The following is a 14,101-nucleotide window of genomic DNA, read 5'->3' as shown; positions in this document are numbered from 1 at the left end:
TTAAATTAGCATCATTTAATATGAAACAAATGAAATTTCGTATACTGTTTATTTTTACGATCATCATTTTTACGATTCTTGTCTTTGCGGATTCTTATAATGTTTTTTCGCACGCAGATGTCTATTATACGAGGCCTGATCTGGATTTCTGGAGCTTCAAATCGGTTGATACGATGAAATATTCCCGCGATCTCAGCCGTGAGAAGATGGAAGACAAGGATTTCGATGCCGTGATAGACGATCAGGTAAAGAACATTGCCGCGATCGGTTCAACTCATGTGGCCATAGCCACTCCTTACGACAGTGAGTTCATTCCGATGCTCAAGCGCTGGGTGGGCGCTGCAAGAAAATATAAATTAAAAGTATGGTTCAGGGGCAATTTTTCAGGATGGGAGGAGTGGTTTGATTATTCAAGGATCACAAAGGAGGAGCATCTGAGAAATACCGGGGAATTTATCCGCTTCAACTCCGACCTGTTCGAAGACGGGGATATTTTTTCAAGCTGTCCCGAATGCGAGAATGGGGGACCGGGGGATCCGCGTTCAACGGGGGACGTGGAGGGATTCAGGGAATTTATTATAGGCGAATATAGGGAAGCCAAGTCGGCCTTCAAGAGCATAAACAAAAAAGTTCAGGCAAATTATTTTTCCATGAACGCTGATGTTGCGCGATTCGTCATGGACGAGGAAACGACCGAAGCCCTGGATGGAATCGTGACCATAGATCACTATGTCAGCACTCCTGAACAGTTGGCGCAAGATGTTGAGGATATTGCAAGTGGGAGCGGAGGTTCTGTTGTTCTGGGTGAGTTCGGCGCGCCTATTCCTGACATTCACGGCGATCTGTCGGAAAGCGAACAGGCGAAATGGGTTGAACGGGCGCTTTGGATCCTCAAAGACTCGGGCAAGCTGAAAGGTATTAATTATTGGACAGCTGTCGGCGGATCCACTTCGATCTGGGGGGATGACGGAAAAGAGAAAGAAGCAGCTGGCGTTCTGAATAAATACTATGATCCAAAAACTTTCTATGGGGTCGTCTATAATGAGCTGGACGAGATCGTTCCGGATGCAAAAGTGTCGTATTCCGGAAAATATATACTGTCGGATACGAGGGGCTATTTTGAATTTCCATATCTGGATGATGTTAATGCTGTTGTAAAGATCTCGGCGCGCGGATATCTTAATAAAGAACTGGCCATTGATCCCGCAGGCGGGCAAGCCGAGATTGTCCTGGTCAAAGAGAGCAAGGATCTTGGCTTCAGATTGGAGGAGCTTGTAAAGAAGATCCTGTTCAAGTGAGATTGTTTTGGGATGTGCATTCTCCGCTATTGACACTGATTTTCAAAAGTAGGATAATTACGGATAGAAATAACGACTAGCTTGAATGTAATGGAAACAAGAATAAAAAAGAAGGTAAAGAAGCCGCTACGCCCTTTGTTTGAATTTTCAAATTTATATTTCATAGAAAAGTAATCCCGCAAGTCGGGATTATTTTTTTATAGACATAAATTGTCTATCTGATGCGAAGAGGAGGAGAAGAATATGTCCATGTATGAAATGTCCGGAGAAGCAGTTCTCATTCCCGGCTTGGACGGGGCTTTCACAAGGAGATCACTGGGGGAGAGTCCTCAAATTCCGGTGCTTTGCGGGGGTTATTGCTGGACTTGCGGCAACTATTCACCCAATCCCGGCTGCAGGAAAGAAGCTGACCTGAGGATCCCTTTCGAATCCGCCTGTCCGAAATATTGGAATGAACTGCTAAAATGGGAGTTGATAAAATAATATCAAACTCCCTCTTTCTTTTTTGTGGATAGCGCTGTTGACATAATATCTGCACGTGGTATTCTTTACATTAAGAGTAAAAAATAATTTTGAAGAATGATATACGGGATGCCAAAAAGGAACAGAAAAAGATTTTCCCAAACCGGATATTTTTATTTTTCATTCATAAAAAAGTAATCCCAATAGTCGGGATTGTTTTTTTATGAGCGAAAACATTCGTTCATGTGTGAAGTTTGCCAGGAGGTACAGTATGAAGAAAGATAAAAAAGAGGATTGTGAAAAGATAGCGATCAAAAAGCTCAAGGGATTAATGGGGCGGAATAAATTCATGTGGCGGAGCAATCTTGTTAGGTTACTCGCAAGCGAACTTTCCATCGAGGAAGGCAACGCCTCGGAATTGGTGGATTTTCTCGAAGAGAGGAAACTGATCGGATATACCGGCGAATTGACGGAAGTGACGCCGAAAATAATGGCAAGGCAAGTCGTCATAACGCAGCAAGGAGAAGAAATAATAAGATCCGGGAATATCCCCGGCATGTACTAAAGAGGCAAAAGCCTCTTATTTTTTTCGTTTCTGGTCATATGCCGCAGTGATATGCTTTTTCGGCATAGATCCGGATTTTCCGTTCCCGGGTCACACTGTTGACATAAATGTATATGTGTGATATCCTTGATATCAAGAGTAAAATAATTACAAAGAATGATATACGGCATGTCAAAAAGAAGCAGGAGAAAACACGTGCAAACCGGTAATATTTTTAATTTTACGTTTATAAAAGAGTAATCCCGAAAGTCGGGATTATTTTTTTATGGGCAAAAAATTTTGCCTGTTTAAAAAAATCATAAAAGAGTGTGGAAGAGGAGGAATGCAAATGTACGAGCTGTCTCTCGAAATTGAACCTGGTGAATTGGAGAAAGGAATTGAAGATACGCTTTTGACGGTCGAAGAGATCAGGGGAAGCGGAAGTGAAGTGATATACTTTGATCTTCTGAAGATCCTTGGAGGAAAGATGGGCAACAATGTCGCAGCTATAATACTGCGGACAGAACAGCGCGGGTTGATAGGCCGGGGCGAGATCAGGGAGGTCAAAAATGGCAGAGCGCGTCCGATCATCATCACCGAAGAAGGGAAAAAGCGGTTGAAGGAAATAAAAAAAACAAAAAAGATAGAACGAAAAAATATATAAAAAGATTGCATAATAAAATGCAATCTCTTTTTTTTATCAATGTTTAAATAACCAGTCCGATCTTTTCTTTTACTTCTTTCATGGTTTCATGTGCGATCTTTCTTGCTTTTTCCGCTCCCTCGGCGAGGATCTTTTTCACTTCATCCGGTTTTGCTTCAAGCTCTTTCCGTCTTTCCCTGAATGGAGTGAAATAGTCCGCGATGTCCTGCCCAAGGGTTTCCTTGAATTGGCTGTATTTTATGGTGCCGTTCTTGTGCTGAGCCAGGAACTCATTATAATGTTCTTTTTTCCCGAAGATCTCCATGAGGAGAAACAAATTTTTTGAAGCGGGCGTCATTTCTCCCGTCGTTCCCATGTCCGTCGTTGCTTTCTTTATTTTGTCTATTATATTTTTCGGTTCGTCATTTATGCCTATGTAAGTTTTCGGTCCGTGTGACTTGCTCATTTTTTTTGTTGGATCGATCAAAGACATGATTTTTGGCGTTTCGGTCAGAATCGGCTCTGATTCCGGAAATGTCTTTCCAAATTTATTATTGAAAAACCTGGCAATATTCCTTGTAAGCTCAACATGCTGAACCTGATCTTGTCCTACGGGGACAAGATCCGCTTTATAGATCAAAATGTCGGCAGCCTGAAGCACGGGGTAGTCGAACAACCCGACGTTTACGTTCTGTTTTTGCGCGAGCGCCTTATCCTTGTATTGCGTCATTCTCTCCAGAAAGGCCATCGGAGTGATCGTATTGAATATCCAAGCCAGCTCCGCATGTTCGCAGATCTGGGATTGGATGGCAATTGTACACTTGTTCGGATCGAGTCCGGCGGCAAGCATATCCAAGGCCAGGTTCATGATTTGTTTCGGTTTTTCTTTCGGATCGTAATTTTCAGTGATCGAATGATAATCGGCAATGAAAAAAAAGCATTCATATTCATTTTGCAGTTTAATGAAGTTCTTCAATGCTCCAAGATAGTTTCCGATGTGAAGCTCTCCTGAAGGCTGGATCGCGCTAAAAACTCTCTTTCCTGTTTGATTTGTCATAGATTTATATTTCGTTAATGAATCGTATTAATATGTCATAGAATTTTTCAATACTTTTTATTTCCACCCATTCGTTTTTTCCATGCTTATTACCGCAGTTGGGCGTCATGATGATCACGGGGATTCCTTTCGCTGAAAAAAATCTTGCATCCGATGCGCCCGAGGCTTTTGTGATCACAATGGGTTTATAGATGGTTTTGCGAGCTATATTTTTGAATTTTTTAAGATATGGATCTTGGGGGTCGGTTTCCAGCATTTCTACGACATCAGTTACTTCAAACTTCAATTTGTGTTTCTTACTTAATTTTTTCAATGTTTTTATTATCTCCGATTTGTGCATTTTTTCCGAATACCTGATATCAAGGAACATCTCTGCGCGGTCCGGAACGCTATTTATGCTTTTTCCTCCGTTCATTACCCCGAGATTTATTGAAACCCCATCCTGATATAGTTTTTTGGTTTTTTTAAGTGGCGGAAATATTTCCTCAAGTTCGTAAAAGAACGTCATGAGCTTCAGGACGGCGTTTTCACCTAGCCATGTTCTTGAGCCGTGCGCGGATTTTCCGCTCGCTGAAACCTTTATCCAGAATCCGCCTTTCTCCTTGACGATCATTTCGAAGTTATGTCCGCCATCCGGAACTATGGCAACTTTGCATCTGTATCCGATTTCATTTAAAAGATAACCAACTCCGTTTCCTCCTGAAAGTTCCTCATCGGAGGTAAGCATGAGAGCAACGGACTTTTTTTCTTCGCTTTCGACAATATTTTTGAAAATATGCATCAATGTCGCAATCTGGCTTTTCATATCCGCCGCGCCCCTTCCAAAAAGTTTACCGCTTTTAATAATAGGTGTAAAATCTTTTTCTTCCGCATTGACAACATCGATATGTCCGTTCAGAATAATGTCCGGTTTTATGTTTTTTTGGCTTGAAAAAACGATGGAATGCAGGCCATTCTTTTCATATTCAACGACGTATATCTTTCCCGACTCGATCTGGGGTTTGAAATAATCCTTAATAAAGCAGATGCAGGCTGCAAATTCATCATTTTTGCCATTGACCGTCTTGAATTCTATCAGTTTTTTGATAAGTTCTGTTATTTCCATTTGCATATTGATGTCTGAGTTTAGTTAATTTAATATTAACATAAATTTTAACAATATAAAATATGAGACAAGGAATAAAAATATATTGTTTTTATTCCTTGTTTGGCATCTCGCTGCTTCCTAGAACACCAATGGTCCGGATAATGCGTCTGGTGTGCCGTGGATTTTTAAGTTCTTTCGTGCTATCCATGCTCCTCCCAATGGAATATATCTTGATGTCGATGGATCATATCCGAAAAAAAATCTATACATCATGGCATATTCCTTGAATTGAGGTATCGGGCATTTCATGGGTGCAATGAATGGCTGTATATACATTTTAGCATTGTTTCTCATCATTCTTTCAACCTGATTTCTGGTTGAATAGCCCTTAATTCCCTGATCTTTTTTAGCCAGGAAGATTACTACGTCTTTACATTTGCTGCCCACTAATGGCTTAAGAACGAAGTCGTTGTTCCATGGCAACTGACTGACATCATTGGCCTCTTTCCAGAGTTCAAGGTGCACTCCATAGCTTTTATTTCCCTTTTTCGCGACGGTACTGACAGATCTTTCCTGAAATATGTGAAAGTTTTTTTCACTCGGCTCTGCTCTGACTAGCACTAAGCTGTCAAGGTCATTTTCTAAAGGCATAAGCCAAAGATTATCATCTCCCTTTTCTCGTAGCGGAGAAATGATCAATTTAAACTCTGGCCACTTCAGCTTTATTTCGTTTAATCTTTCGCAGAATTCAGCATTGATCTTTGAACAAATGCCCATTCCAGCTGGCCTTTCTTCTATTTCATAGATAAACAGATTATCATTGTTTATTACGCAGTCGATTCTTATGAACAGAGAAGGTATTCGAAATTTGTTCTGAACCCATGTATTTTCTTTCGGAAAAACCTTTGCCCATTTTTCAATGAGTTTCAGCAGTTCTTTGATAGCTTTTTCGGGAAATATTTCTGAGTGCGACGAAATTTTCATTTCCCAATTTCCGATTATTTTTGTTTCCATTTTGTTTTCCTCCTGATTTTTTTAAGCAGCCTTTTTGCTGCTTCGGAGTGCACTCAAACTATTTCAAGAGAACGCCAAAACAGCCTAAATTGTTTTGGGTTTGCCAGCTTGATGATAGATTTAAATTCATTTTCTTAATTAACATAAATTCAATTAATATATTATTATCTAAGAATCGGATAGTTTTAAATCGGATAGGGGATGCATTTTCCATCCCCTATATGCTTTTCAGCTTTATTTTCGCTTTTTTATTTATGCAATCGATGAATATTTCTTTGATAAATATCAGATCGCACTTTTTGCAAAGGCGTTTATTTCCGAGTGGCGAGCATTCATCTGTCTCTTTTGTTTCAGTGCCGCATCTCGGACAAAAATTGCTTTTGTCCGCAATTTCATACTCACCGTTTTTTTCCAGAGCTTCCATGCATTCCATGACCCATCACCTCCTATGGTTTTATGAGAAAGAATTTATTTCCCATTTTTATCCTCATGAATGAATTCTCCCCGCAATTGTCGTTATCGCAGAACCACATGACTTTTTTTGAGAAAGTGTGATTTTCCTGAGATTGGAGTCTGTGACCGCATGCGGGACATGCAGGTGATTCTTCGCATTCGGATAGTCCGGTTTTATTTGTGGAGATGCCTTTTTTTGTTTTTTCAATAAGCATTTGTTTCATCAATATTCCTCCATAACAAAAAACAGCCTTTAAGCTGCTTTGTAATTTATTTATATCAAAATATAATAAAACACCAAAACAGCCTAAACGCTGTCCGGCCACCAATTCAAATCAGATTTTGTATAAATATTTATCATAAGACAATATTAGCAGGCAATTTTCTATAAGTCAAGTCTGGCCGATGCTCGCGTTTATACTTCCTTGTTTTTGGTGTTCTTTTTCACTATATTTTTGAATTCGGTGTAGCAGACGGTTTCGCTCGGTACGTTCTCTCTTATGAGCGAATTCGGGCCGATCTTTGAATCCGCTCCGATCAATATTCCGGGCATGGTGTTCACTGCGGTTCCGAGATGAGTATCGTCGCCGATAACGGCACCCAGGGAAGTAAGCTTGGTTTCAACCTTTTCTCCCTTGACCGTAGGCTGTATCTCTTTACGGTCCATTCTGACGTTGGCTGTGATCGTACCTGCACCGATCCTTGCATTGTTGCCGATTATGGAATCCCCAAAAAATCCGCTATGGATATGGCTCAATGGCTGGAAAATGCTTCTTGTCACTTCGGCGTTCGCTCCGACAAGGACTCCATCCTCAAGGTCCGTATATTTTCTTATCAGGGCGTTATTTCCGATTATGCATCCTTTTCCGATATAGGCCGGGCCCTTGATGACGGCATGTTCAAAAACAATGGCGTTGTCGCAGATCCAGACCGGTCCTTCGATGATCGCGCTTTTCGAGACTTTGGCGGTTTTGGAAACGCGTTTCTTTTTTATCAGCGTGTTCATTATGATCTCATTGATCTTGAAAAGGTCCCAGGGATATTTCAGGCTCGGAGTGTCGTTCTCGCTCATCACGAGACGCACATCATTCTCTTTCATATACAGCGAAAGCGCATCTTCAAAAGCATATGTCTGCTCTTCCACTTTGCGGTAATAATCAAAGAATTCTTTAGGAAGGAGATAAATATTCGTCGCTTTTACGTCCGAAGGTTCCTGTCCCTGGAGGGGTTTTTCGATTATGGAAACGACCTTGTCTTCCTTCAGGCCGAGCATTCCATAGTTCCAAGGCTTGTCGGTTTTCACTCCCAGCAGTACCATTTTCGCGCCGGAATCCTTCTGTTTTGCCGACATCAGGGCGATGAAATCCTCTGCATTGAATGCATATGGATTCAGAACAAAAAAAGAATCTTCTTTGATGAGAGGCTCTGCAAGCATGACCGCATTTCCCATCCCTTTGGCTTCTTTTTGCACCCGATAGGAGATGTTAGCTCCAAAAGCCGAACCGTCTCCGAGATGTTTTTCAAGCTCTGCGCTGGGAGATTGGATTATTATGATATCTTTGATATTCGCTCTTCCCAAGGATTCGATCGTCCACTCGATCAATGATTTTCCCACGATCTTTACGAGCGATTTGTGTTTTTTTTCCGATAGCGGCCAGAATCTCGAGGATTCTCCGGCTGCCAAAATTATTGCCTGCATGTGTTTGAAAGATTAGATTTATGAAATATCGATGATCATTTTTATCAACTTTTCGGCGTCATGATGGAGCGGTCCTTTGTCCGCAAGGATATCTCTTCCGATGTACTTGTTCTCATCAAGATTCCCGTTTATCTTCACGAGATTCAGCGTAGTCGGCTCCTTCTTCTTATATTCCATGATCCTCTGTTCGGAAGGGATCTTTGAGTTGTATATGACATGGTCAAGTTCGCATCCGAGATATTTCTCAACTTCGTCTGAAAAATCCGAAACCGAGAATTCGTTCGTTTCTCCGAGCTTTGTCATTATGTTGCAGACGAAAATTTTCTTTGCCTTGCTCTTCACAATTTCCTCTTTCATTCCTTTCATGAGAAAGCAGGGGAGCGAGGAAGAATAAAGATCCCCGGGTCCTATTATGACAACGTCTGCTTTTGCGACCGCCTCAAGGGATTTTTCATATGCATCAACCTCGGGATCCAGATAGATGTTTTTTATTCTGATGCTTGGATTGTGCGTCTTCGGGATATCTATTTCATCCTCTCCCTTGACTATTTCTCCATTTTCAAGAATAGCAAGCAATTGCGTATTTTGTATGGTCGCCGGCAGAGCCCTTCCTTCAACTTCCATGAATTCATGGATAATATCGAGAACTTTTTCATAATCTTTCGTGATATGCTCCAATCCGGCCATGAACACGTTCGCAAAATTGTGGCCTTTGTGCCCGCCGTCAAAGACTTCGCGTCCGAATCTGAAGGAAAGAAGATCCTTTTTCCATTGAGGCGCTTTTGAGAGCGCCAGTATATGGCGCCTTATGTCTCCCGGCGGAAGAATTCCAAAATCCTCGCGGAGCTGTCCCGTCGATCCGCCATTATCCACCATGGAAGTTATCGAAGTGATCTCGGACGAATATTTCCGAAGGGGTTCCAGCACCACTTTGGGCATGGCGCTTCCGCCTCCGAAACATACGAATCTTTTGCTTTTTTGGGGTTGTTTTGCCATATTTATCGCTAATTTCCGATTAATGTTCACATCTCAAGTCTAGAGGAATTATGGGAAAAAGTAAATATCCAAGAGGCGCAATTGCTGAAAAAAAATGGAGTCTTTGCTCCATTCGTCTTCATTTCAGGAAGTCTGTTATAATTTTCACGTCGTAGCCTTCCCTGATCAGGATTTCGGATAGTTTTTTTACGTTTTCCTCCAGGCGGGGATCCCTCAGAATTATTTCGATGGTATTCGTATCTTTATGATACCGAACCACATTATTGCTGCCAATTTTGAAAAATCTGGAGATCTTTCCGCTGATATTGTCGCCGTATCTGGTCAGTTCCCATCTCGATCCGTCGTGGTAGAAAAAATGTTGCAAAGAAAATCCCATTTTTTCCGCTATCGGTGTTATCTTTTCCAGCGCGCTTTTCTGTTTTTGATCCATATGTTCTTCTATGACTATTATTCCCGTCACGAGATCACCTCTTCGTTGGTCTTTTGTTACAGCCATCCCCGGAATGTTCCGTTCACAATGATCCGATTCACGTTCATTTCATTGCGTTTATATTCAGGATCGTAATAAACTGATGTCCCGTCAACCGTTATGTTTTTGCCGACGCATCCCATATCATCGCACGGTCCCGGCATATTCAAAAAGAATCCTGCATCGGTCGGATAAATATAGTGATGGACCTTTATTCCTTCTTCCCATCCGTTCCCGGTTATGGTGACATTTTTACCATGCGCATACATCTTGGCCTTGGTTTCTTCTTCGGGTACGATGCACCCTGAAAATAATAGCGATAGGATCATGATCGCTATAAATATTTTCTTCATATTTCTACCTCCTTAATGATCGCTCCGTTTCACATACCGTCATCTCTATACATTAAAAGACGGAAGACTGGCTTTTGAGAGTCATAAGCCAATATCCCGTCTTTTATGCGATATATCTATCAATGAGCAACATGCCATTGTACTTAATAGATATATCTTTGTCAATGTTTCGCTTGTCGCTACACTTCGATCACGACCGGAAGCACCATGGGCCTTCTTTCGGTCCTGTTGAACAGGAATTGTCCGATGTTGTCCCTGATGTTGTCTTTCACATATGCCCAGTTCGTATTGTGTTCAGCAGTTGATTTTTTGTTTACGAGTTCAGTGACTTTAGCCTTGGTCTCATTGATCAGTTCCATGGAACCTTTCATGTATATGAACCCTCTCGAGATTATGTCCGGTGTTCCGACTACCTTTCCGGTTTTGCTGTCCACGATCACGATGATGGTGAACATTCCGTCTTTGCTCATCTGCTGCCTGTCTCGGAGGACGACATTGCCCACATCACCGACTCCGAGTCCGTCAACCATGACATAGTTCGATGGGATCTTTTCTTTCGTCATCATTGCCGAGTTTTTTGTGAACTCTATGACCTTTCCGTTTCCCGCGACGATAGTGTTTGCGGCTGGGATGCCTACGCTTTCAGCGATCTTAGCATGAAGCCTCAACATGTAATAGTTCCCGTGTATGGGAATGAAATATTTCGGTTTTATAAGATTTATCATCATTTTCAGGTCTTCGGTCAGTGCGTGTCCTCCGGCATGAACGTCCATCATCTGATAGTGGATGACATTTGCACCCTGTCTGTAGAGCTGGTCTTTGAGGTTCTGGACGGTCCTTTCGTTTCCCGGAACAACGGATGAGGAGAAAATGACAGTATCGTCCTTTTTGACCCTCACATATCTGTGTTCGCCGTTCACTATTCTCATCAGAACCGCTTTTCCTTCTCCCTGCGCTCCGGTGCACATCAAAGACACTTTGTCGTCGGGATAATTGCTCATCTGCTCCGGCTTTATCAAGGTTCCCTTTTTTATCTTAAGATAACCCAGTTTATTGGCTATTTCTACGGTTGTTCGCATGCTATATCCGTCTATGGCGACCCTTCTTCCGTATTTCTCGGAAAGAGTGATTATCTGCTGGACTCTGCTCACCAGAGATGAGAAAGTTGCTACGATCATTCTGCCTGTGGCTTTCGAAAAAACGTCATCAAGTGTTTTCTGGATCTCGAATTCGCTGATCGAATATCCCGGTTTTTCCGCTCCCGTGCTGTCGGAAAGAAGGACCAGAACGTTCTGCGCGCCAAGATAGGCGATTCTTCCGATATCGGCTGGCTTGTCGGTTGTCGGGCTGTTGTCGAACTTGAAATCTCCCGTATGAATGACGAGGCCTTCCGGAGTATGGATCGCGATCCCGAGAGTGTCGGGGATGCTGTGATTCACATGGAAAAATTCCACTTTGAAATTCCCGAGAGCGACCCTGCTTTCGAAATTCACGACTTTGATGTTCAGCGTCTGTCCGTTCGGATAATCCTCCTGCCTTCTTTTTATTATTCCGGCCGTCAGCGCGGCTGTAAAAAGAGGGGGATTGCCCAGTTTTGGCATGAGATGGGGGATCGCACCGATATGGTCATAGTGGCCATGAGTGATGAACACTCCTTTTATATTCTGCTCTTTTCCCTTCAGATAATTTATGTTTGGAATTATATAATCGATTCCCGGCATATCTTCTTCCGGAAATTGAAGTCCCATGTCGACTATGATAATTTCATTGCCATACTCGAACAGGGTCATATTTCTTCCCACTTCTTCAAGCCCTCCCAATGGAATAATCCGCAACTTTCTTGTTGCTTTGGGCCTGATTAATTTACTTTGCATCATGTATTGTTGTTATTTGATTATATGGTTCGCCCCTTTTTGATTAAGAAAAACAAACCATCTGATGTTGCATGGCAAATTGCCATGTAAAGTGTGCCGAAGAGAGGACTTGAACCTCCAAGGGCTTACGCCCACAGCGCCCTGAACGCTGCGTGTTTGCCAATTTCACCACTCCGGCATAATAAATGAAAAATTGAAATATCAAAATGTAAAATGACAATGCAAAATCTCAAAATAATAGTTTTAATTTTAAACTGTCATTTTTATTTTTGATCTTTACATTTTTAATTTTTCCCGCTAAGCCCAACATCACAAAGAAGCTCATTAACGGATTTTATGTAAATTCCGCTATAATACGAAATATGTTCTCCTTGCTTTTCTCAACCCCGGGCTGATCGCATGGATTAACGCCCCTCAAGATCGCCGAATAGAAAGCGGCATATTGAAAGAATGCCATGAATCCTCCGACGGAATATCCCGACAGATCGTCGATCTCAAAGTTGATCGCAGGGATCTTGTTGTCGGTGACATCCTGCCATGTTCCCTGAAATTCGGCATGGATGATGCTTTCAAGCGAGATCTTATTCAATTTTTCCATCGTGATATTTCTGCATATCACTTTTTTAAGGTTATCGTCTACGTTTATCCCGATCTCTTTATGAGAAAAGTTCTTTATGGTCAAGAAAACTCCTACCGAATTCTTTCTTCCCGAGATGAATCGCTGCAATGTGTGGTGCTGATTTTCCGGCGCCTCTCCGCCGTATATCGTTTGTCCGACTCCGTTCTTGCAGACGCCTTCATGAAAAAGCTGGGAGATGAGGTTATAGAACCCGGCAAGTTTTTTTGAATATATCGATAAAAACATTTCATTATATCCTATTTTTTCCAGGCTGTCAAGCGTCAACGCGAACCGGAGGGCGATATTGTCTTTTATATCCGCTTTCGGATCGCACATCTCGTGCATGTCTTTTCCTCCCTTGATCATTTCCTCTGAATTGATTCCGACGATTTCCGAGGTGGTGAGCGCCGATTCCGTAAGGCCTGTGAACCTGTCGGTCATTTCAACACTTGGGTAGAAAGAAACGCCATGGTTATTGATCTTCCTGATCTCGTTCAGCGACCCCTTGTTGTCCTCGGTTATGATCAGAATGGGGAATTCTTTCAGTGCAAAATAGTTTGCGAGCACCTGGATCCTGGTTCCCGATTTGCTCGTAAGGATCACCAGGGTATCTTTGGCGTCGCATGATCTCATCAGGTCGAAGATATAGTCCGGGTCTTCGGTGTCCAGCATGTAGACATTCTTGCTGCTTTCGGCGGAAAGGGCGGTGAATATGCTTCGGAAATTTTCTATGGCGCCTCCGTTTCCCTCAACGATCACATTCTTTTTGTCGCTGTATTTTTCTCTCAGCTTTCTCAATTTTTCTATATCCGGAATATATTTTGCGAAATTCGGGGTCGGGATCCTTTTTATCTTTTCGATCTTCTCCCGGAATTTCGAGGAAACGAGATCGATATTTGCGTGATCGAGATTCAAATTGTATTTGCTTGACATGTTATTTGTTTATGATAATGTATGCTGTTGGCCGAAACAAAATAGTTCATTTAGACTTCGGCTGGCCGATAAAATATACAAATATGAGGTGCATATGAAATGACAGAAGAAATTACGTTGGCATTGAAAGCTATGGGAGTGTTTATTTTCGGATTATATTCGATCTGGCAGGTTGTCTTTGACAAGAAAGACGATAGGAGGGCGGCCTATTTGACCGTGGCATCGGTAATTGTGATAATTTTAGGGATTCTGGTGATGTTCAAAGAGGCTTCGTTGGGATTGGTGGTCTTTGGCATCGGATCCATAGCTCTGATAATGTCATCCACCACGGAACTGAAACAACAATGCGAGCTCGAAAACGGAGAAATCTCCAGCGGATTAGCTGATTTTTTCTTCGCATTTTTCGGGATCATCTGCATAGCGGGAGCCATTGTGGGCTACAGGCTGGCTTTGCCCGGATTTCTCGAGGGGTTCCTTATAGTTTTGGCTGTGATCACATTCCTGTTTGCCTTTGTGGCCAAAACCGTCAAAATCGCATATGTATTGGCAATAGCAATAATATTGATATTGCTTGCAATATCTTCAGTTTTTTTGTAAAAG

16 protein-coding genes and 1 tRNA gene are annotated in these 14,101 nt (G+C 42.1%); 5 read left to right on the top strand and 12 right to left on the bottom strand.

The genetic code is table 11. The annotated features are described in order from the left end of the window. Positions 1 to 29 precede the first annotated feature (29 nt). From WC788_00745 to WC788_00730, 4 genes are all read left to right on the top strand, one after another. Complete coding sequence (locus WC788_00745) at positions 30 to 1,298, top strand: hypothetical protein (protein MFA6096137.1); 1,269 nt, start codon at positions 30 to 32, stop codon at positions 1,296 to 1,298. A gap of 243 nt (positions 1,299 to 1,541) precedes the next feature. After that, positions 1,542 to 1,781, top strand: coding sequence for a hypothetical protein (locus WC788_00740; protein MFA6096136.1), 240 nt, complete (start codon positions 1,542 to 1,544; stop codon positions 1,779 to 1,781). Between the two features lie 250 nt (positions 1,782 to 2,031). Further along, the gene (locus WC788_00735) at positions 2,032 to 2,325 is read left to right on the top strand and encodes a hypothetical protein (protein MFA6096135.1); all 294 of its coding nucleotides are present in this window, start codon (positions 2,032 to 2,034) and stop codon (positions 2,323 to 2,325) included. 328 nt (positions 2,326 to 2,653) lie between these two features. After that, complete coding sequence (locus tag WC788_00730; protein MFA6096134.1) at positions 2,654 to 2,968, top strand: hypothetical protein; 315 nt, start codon at positions 2,654 to 2,656, stop codon at positions 2,966 to 2,968. Positions 2,969 to 3,011: 43 nt separating this feature from the next. On the opposite strand, the gene trpS is transcribed toward WC788_00730, so the two are convergent. The 12 genes from trpS to WC788_00670 all read right to left on the bottom strand — a co-directional run bounded on the left by trpS (position 3,012) and on the right by WC788_00670 (position 13,501). After that, positions 3,012 to 4,004, bottom strand: coding sequence for a tryptophan--tRNA ligase (gene trpS / locus WC788_00725; protein ID MFA6096133.1), 993 nt, complete (start codon positions 4,002 to 4,004; stop codon positions 3,012 to 3,014). Positions 4,005 to 4,008: 4 nt separating this feature from the next. Further along, positions 4,009 to 5,109, bottom strand: coding sequence for an ArgE/DapE family deacylase (locus WC788_00720; GenBank protein ID MFA6096132.1), 1,101 nt, complete (start codon positions 5,107 to 5,109; stop codon positions 4,009 to 4,011). Between the two features lie 120 nt (positions 5,110 to 5,229). Further along, the gene (locus tag WC788_00715) at positions 5,230 to 6,105 is read right to left on the bottom strand and encodes a hypothetical protein (GenBank protein MFA6096131.1); all 876 of its coding nucleotides are present in this window, start codon (positions 6,103 to 6,105) and stop codon (positions 5,230 to 5,232) included. Positions 6,106 to 6,322: 217 nt separating this feature from the next. Then, positions 6,323 to 6,538 (bottom strand): hypothetical protein, encoded by a 216-nt coding sequence (locus tag WC788_00710; protein MFA6096130.1) that lies wholly within the window; start codon positions 6,536 to 6,538, stop codon positions 6,323 to 6,325. 13 nt (positions 6,539 to 6,551) lie between these two features. Then, positions 6,552 to 6,782: a hypothetical protein gene (locus tag WC788_00705; GenBank protein MFA6096129.1), complete on the bottom strand. Its 231-nt coding sequence runs from the start codon at positions 6,780 to 6,782 to the stop codon at positions 6,552 to 6,554. Positions 6,783 to 6,973: 191 nt separating this feature from the next. Continuing rightward, on the bottom strand, positions 6,974 to 8,257 hold the full coding sequence (gene glmU / locus WC788_00700) for a bifunctional sugar-1-phosphate nucleotidylyltransferase/acetyltransferase (GenBank protein ID MFA6096128.1): 1,284 nt from the start codon (positions 8,255 to 8,257) through the stop codon (positions 6,974 to 6,976). A gap of 18 nt (positions 8,258 to 8,275) precedes the next feature. Then, positions 8,276 to 9,253 carry a gluconeogenesis factor YvcK family protein gene (locus WC788_00695; GenBank protein ID MFA6096127.1) on the bottom strand — a complete coding sequence of 326 codons (978 nt, stop codon included), beginning with the start codon at positions 9,251 to 9,253 and terminating at the stop codon, positions 8,276 to 8,278. 118 nt (positions 9,254 to 9,371) lie between these two features. After that, positions 9,372 to 9,749: a hypothetical protein gene (locus tag WC788_00690; GenBank protein MFA6096126.1), complete on the bottom strand. Its 378-nt coding sequence runs from the start codon at positions 9,747 to 9,749 to the stop codon at positions 9,372 to 9,374. Next, positions 9,740 to 10,075, bottom strand: coding sequence for a hypothetical protein (locus WC788_00685; GenBank protein MFA6096125.1), 336 nt, complete (start codon positions 10,073 to 10,075; stop codon positions 9,740 to 9,742). The genes WC788_00690 and WC788_00685 overlap by 10 nt, the downstream gene beginning before the upstream one ends. Before the next feature lie 179 nt (positions 10,076 to 10,254). Then, positions 10,255 to 11,949 carry a ribonuclease J gene (locus WC788_00680; protein ID MFA6096124.1) on the bottom strand — a complete coding sequence of 565 codons (1,695 nt, stop codon included), beginning with the start codon at positions 11,947 to 11,949 and terminating at the stop codon, positions 10,255 to 10,257. A 94-nt stretch (positions 11,950 to 12,043) separates the two neighbouring features. Further along, positions 12,044 to 12,127: transfer RNA gene (locus WC788_00675), tRNA-Leu, on the bottom strand. A 156-nt stretch (positions 12,128 to 12,283) separates the two neighbouring features. Further along, positions 12,284 to 13,501: a hypothetical protein gene (locus WC788_00670; protein ID MFA6096123.1), complete on the bottom strand. Its 1,218-nt coding sequence runs from the start codon at positions 13,499 to 13,501 to the stop codon at positions 12,284 to 12,286. Positions 13,502 to 13,600: 99 nt separating this feature from the next. Between WC788_00670 and WC788_00665 the strand changes: the two genes are divergently transcribed. After that, positions 13,601 to 14,098 (top strand): hypothetical protein, encoded by a 498-nt coding sequence (locus WC788_00665; protein MFA6096122.1) that lies wholly within the window; start codon positions 13,601 to 13,603, stop codon positions 14,096 to 14,098. The last annotated feature ends 3 nt before the right edge of the window (positions 14,099 to 14,101 follow it).

It is taken from the genome of Candidatus Paceibacterota bacterium (assembly GCA_041661265.1).
In the GTDB taxonomy this organism is placed as follows: Bacteria; Patescibacteriota; Minisyncoccia; order JAHIHE01; family JAGLIN01; genus JBAZUT01.
Note: the sequence above shows the minus strand (reverse complement) of the source record. Positions and strands in the feature narration are given on the sequence as shown.

What these genes read in the sequence shown, in the direction of transcription:
- WC788_00745 (MFA6096137.1), top strand. Translation starts at nt 30, where the DNA reads ATGAAATTTCGTATACTGTTTATTTTTACGATCATCATTTTTACGATT.
- WC788_00740 (MFA6096136.1), top strand. Translation starts at nt 1,542, where the DNA reads ATGTCCATGTATGAAATGTCCGGAGAAGCAGTTCTCATTCCCGGCTTG.
- WC788_00735 (MFA6096135.1), top strand. Translation starts at nt 2,032, where the DNA reads ATGAAGAAAGATAAAAAAGAGGATTGTGAAAAGATAGCGATCAAAAAG.
- WC788_00730 (MFA6096134.1), top strand. Translation starts at nt 2,654, where the DNA reads ATGTACGAGCTGTCTCTCGAAATTGAACCTGGTGAATTGGAGAAAGGA.
- trpS (MFA6096133.1), bottom strand. Translation starts at nt 4,004, where the DNA reads ATGACAAATCAAACAGGAAAGAGAGTTTTTAGCGCGATCCAGCCTTCA.
- WC788_00720 (MFA6096132.1), bottom strand. Translation starts at nt 5,109, where the DNA reads ATGGAAATAACAGAACTTATCAAAAAACTGATAGAATTCAAGACGGTC.
- WC788_00715 (MFA6096131.1), bottom strand. Translation starts at nt 6,105, where the DNA reads ATGGAAACAAAAATAATCGGAAATTGGGAAATGAAAATTTCGTCGCAC.
- WC788_00710 (MFA6096130.1), bottom strand. Translation starts at nt 6,538, where the DNA reads ATGGAATGCATGGAAGCTCTGGAAAAAAACGGTGAGTATGAAATTGCG.
- WC788_00705 (MFA6096129.1), bottom strand. Translation starts at nt 6,782, where the DNA reads ATGAAACAAATGCTTATTGAAAAAACAAAAAAAGGCATCTCCACAAAT.
- glmU (MFA6096128.1), bottom strand. Translation starts at nt 8,257, where the DNA reads ATGCAGGCAATAATTTTGGCAGCCGGAGAATCCTCGAGATTCTGGCCG.
- WC788_00695 (MFA6096127.1), bottom strand. Translation starts at nt 9,253, where the DNA reads ATGGCAAAACAACCCCAAAAAAGCAAAAGATTCGTATGTTTCGGAGGC.
- WC788_00690 (MFA6096126.1), bottom strand. Translation starts at nt 9,749, where the DNA reads ATGGCTGTAACAAAAGACCAACGAAGAGGTGATCTCGTGACGGGAATA.
- WC788_00685 (MFA6096125.1), bottom strand. Translation starts at nt 10,075, where the DNA reads ATGAAGAAAATATTTATAGCGATCATGATCCTATCGCTATTATTTTCA.
- WC788_00680 (MFA6096124.1), bottom strand. Translation starts at nt 11,949, where the DNA reads ATGCAAAGTAAATTAATCAGGCCCAAAGCAACAAGAAAGTTGCGGATT.
- WC788_00670 (MFA6096123.1), bottom strand. Translation starts at nt 13,501, where the DNA reads ATGTCAAGCAAATACAATTTGAATCTCGATCACGCAAATATCGATCTC.
- WC788_00665 (MFA6096122.1), top strand. Translation starts at nt 13,601, where the DNA reads ATGACAGAAGAAATTACGTTGGCATTGAAAGCTATGGGAGTGTTTATT.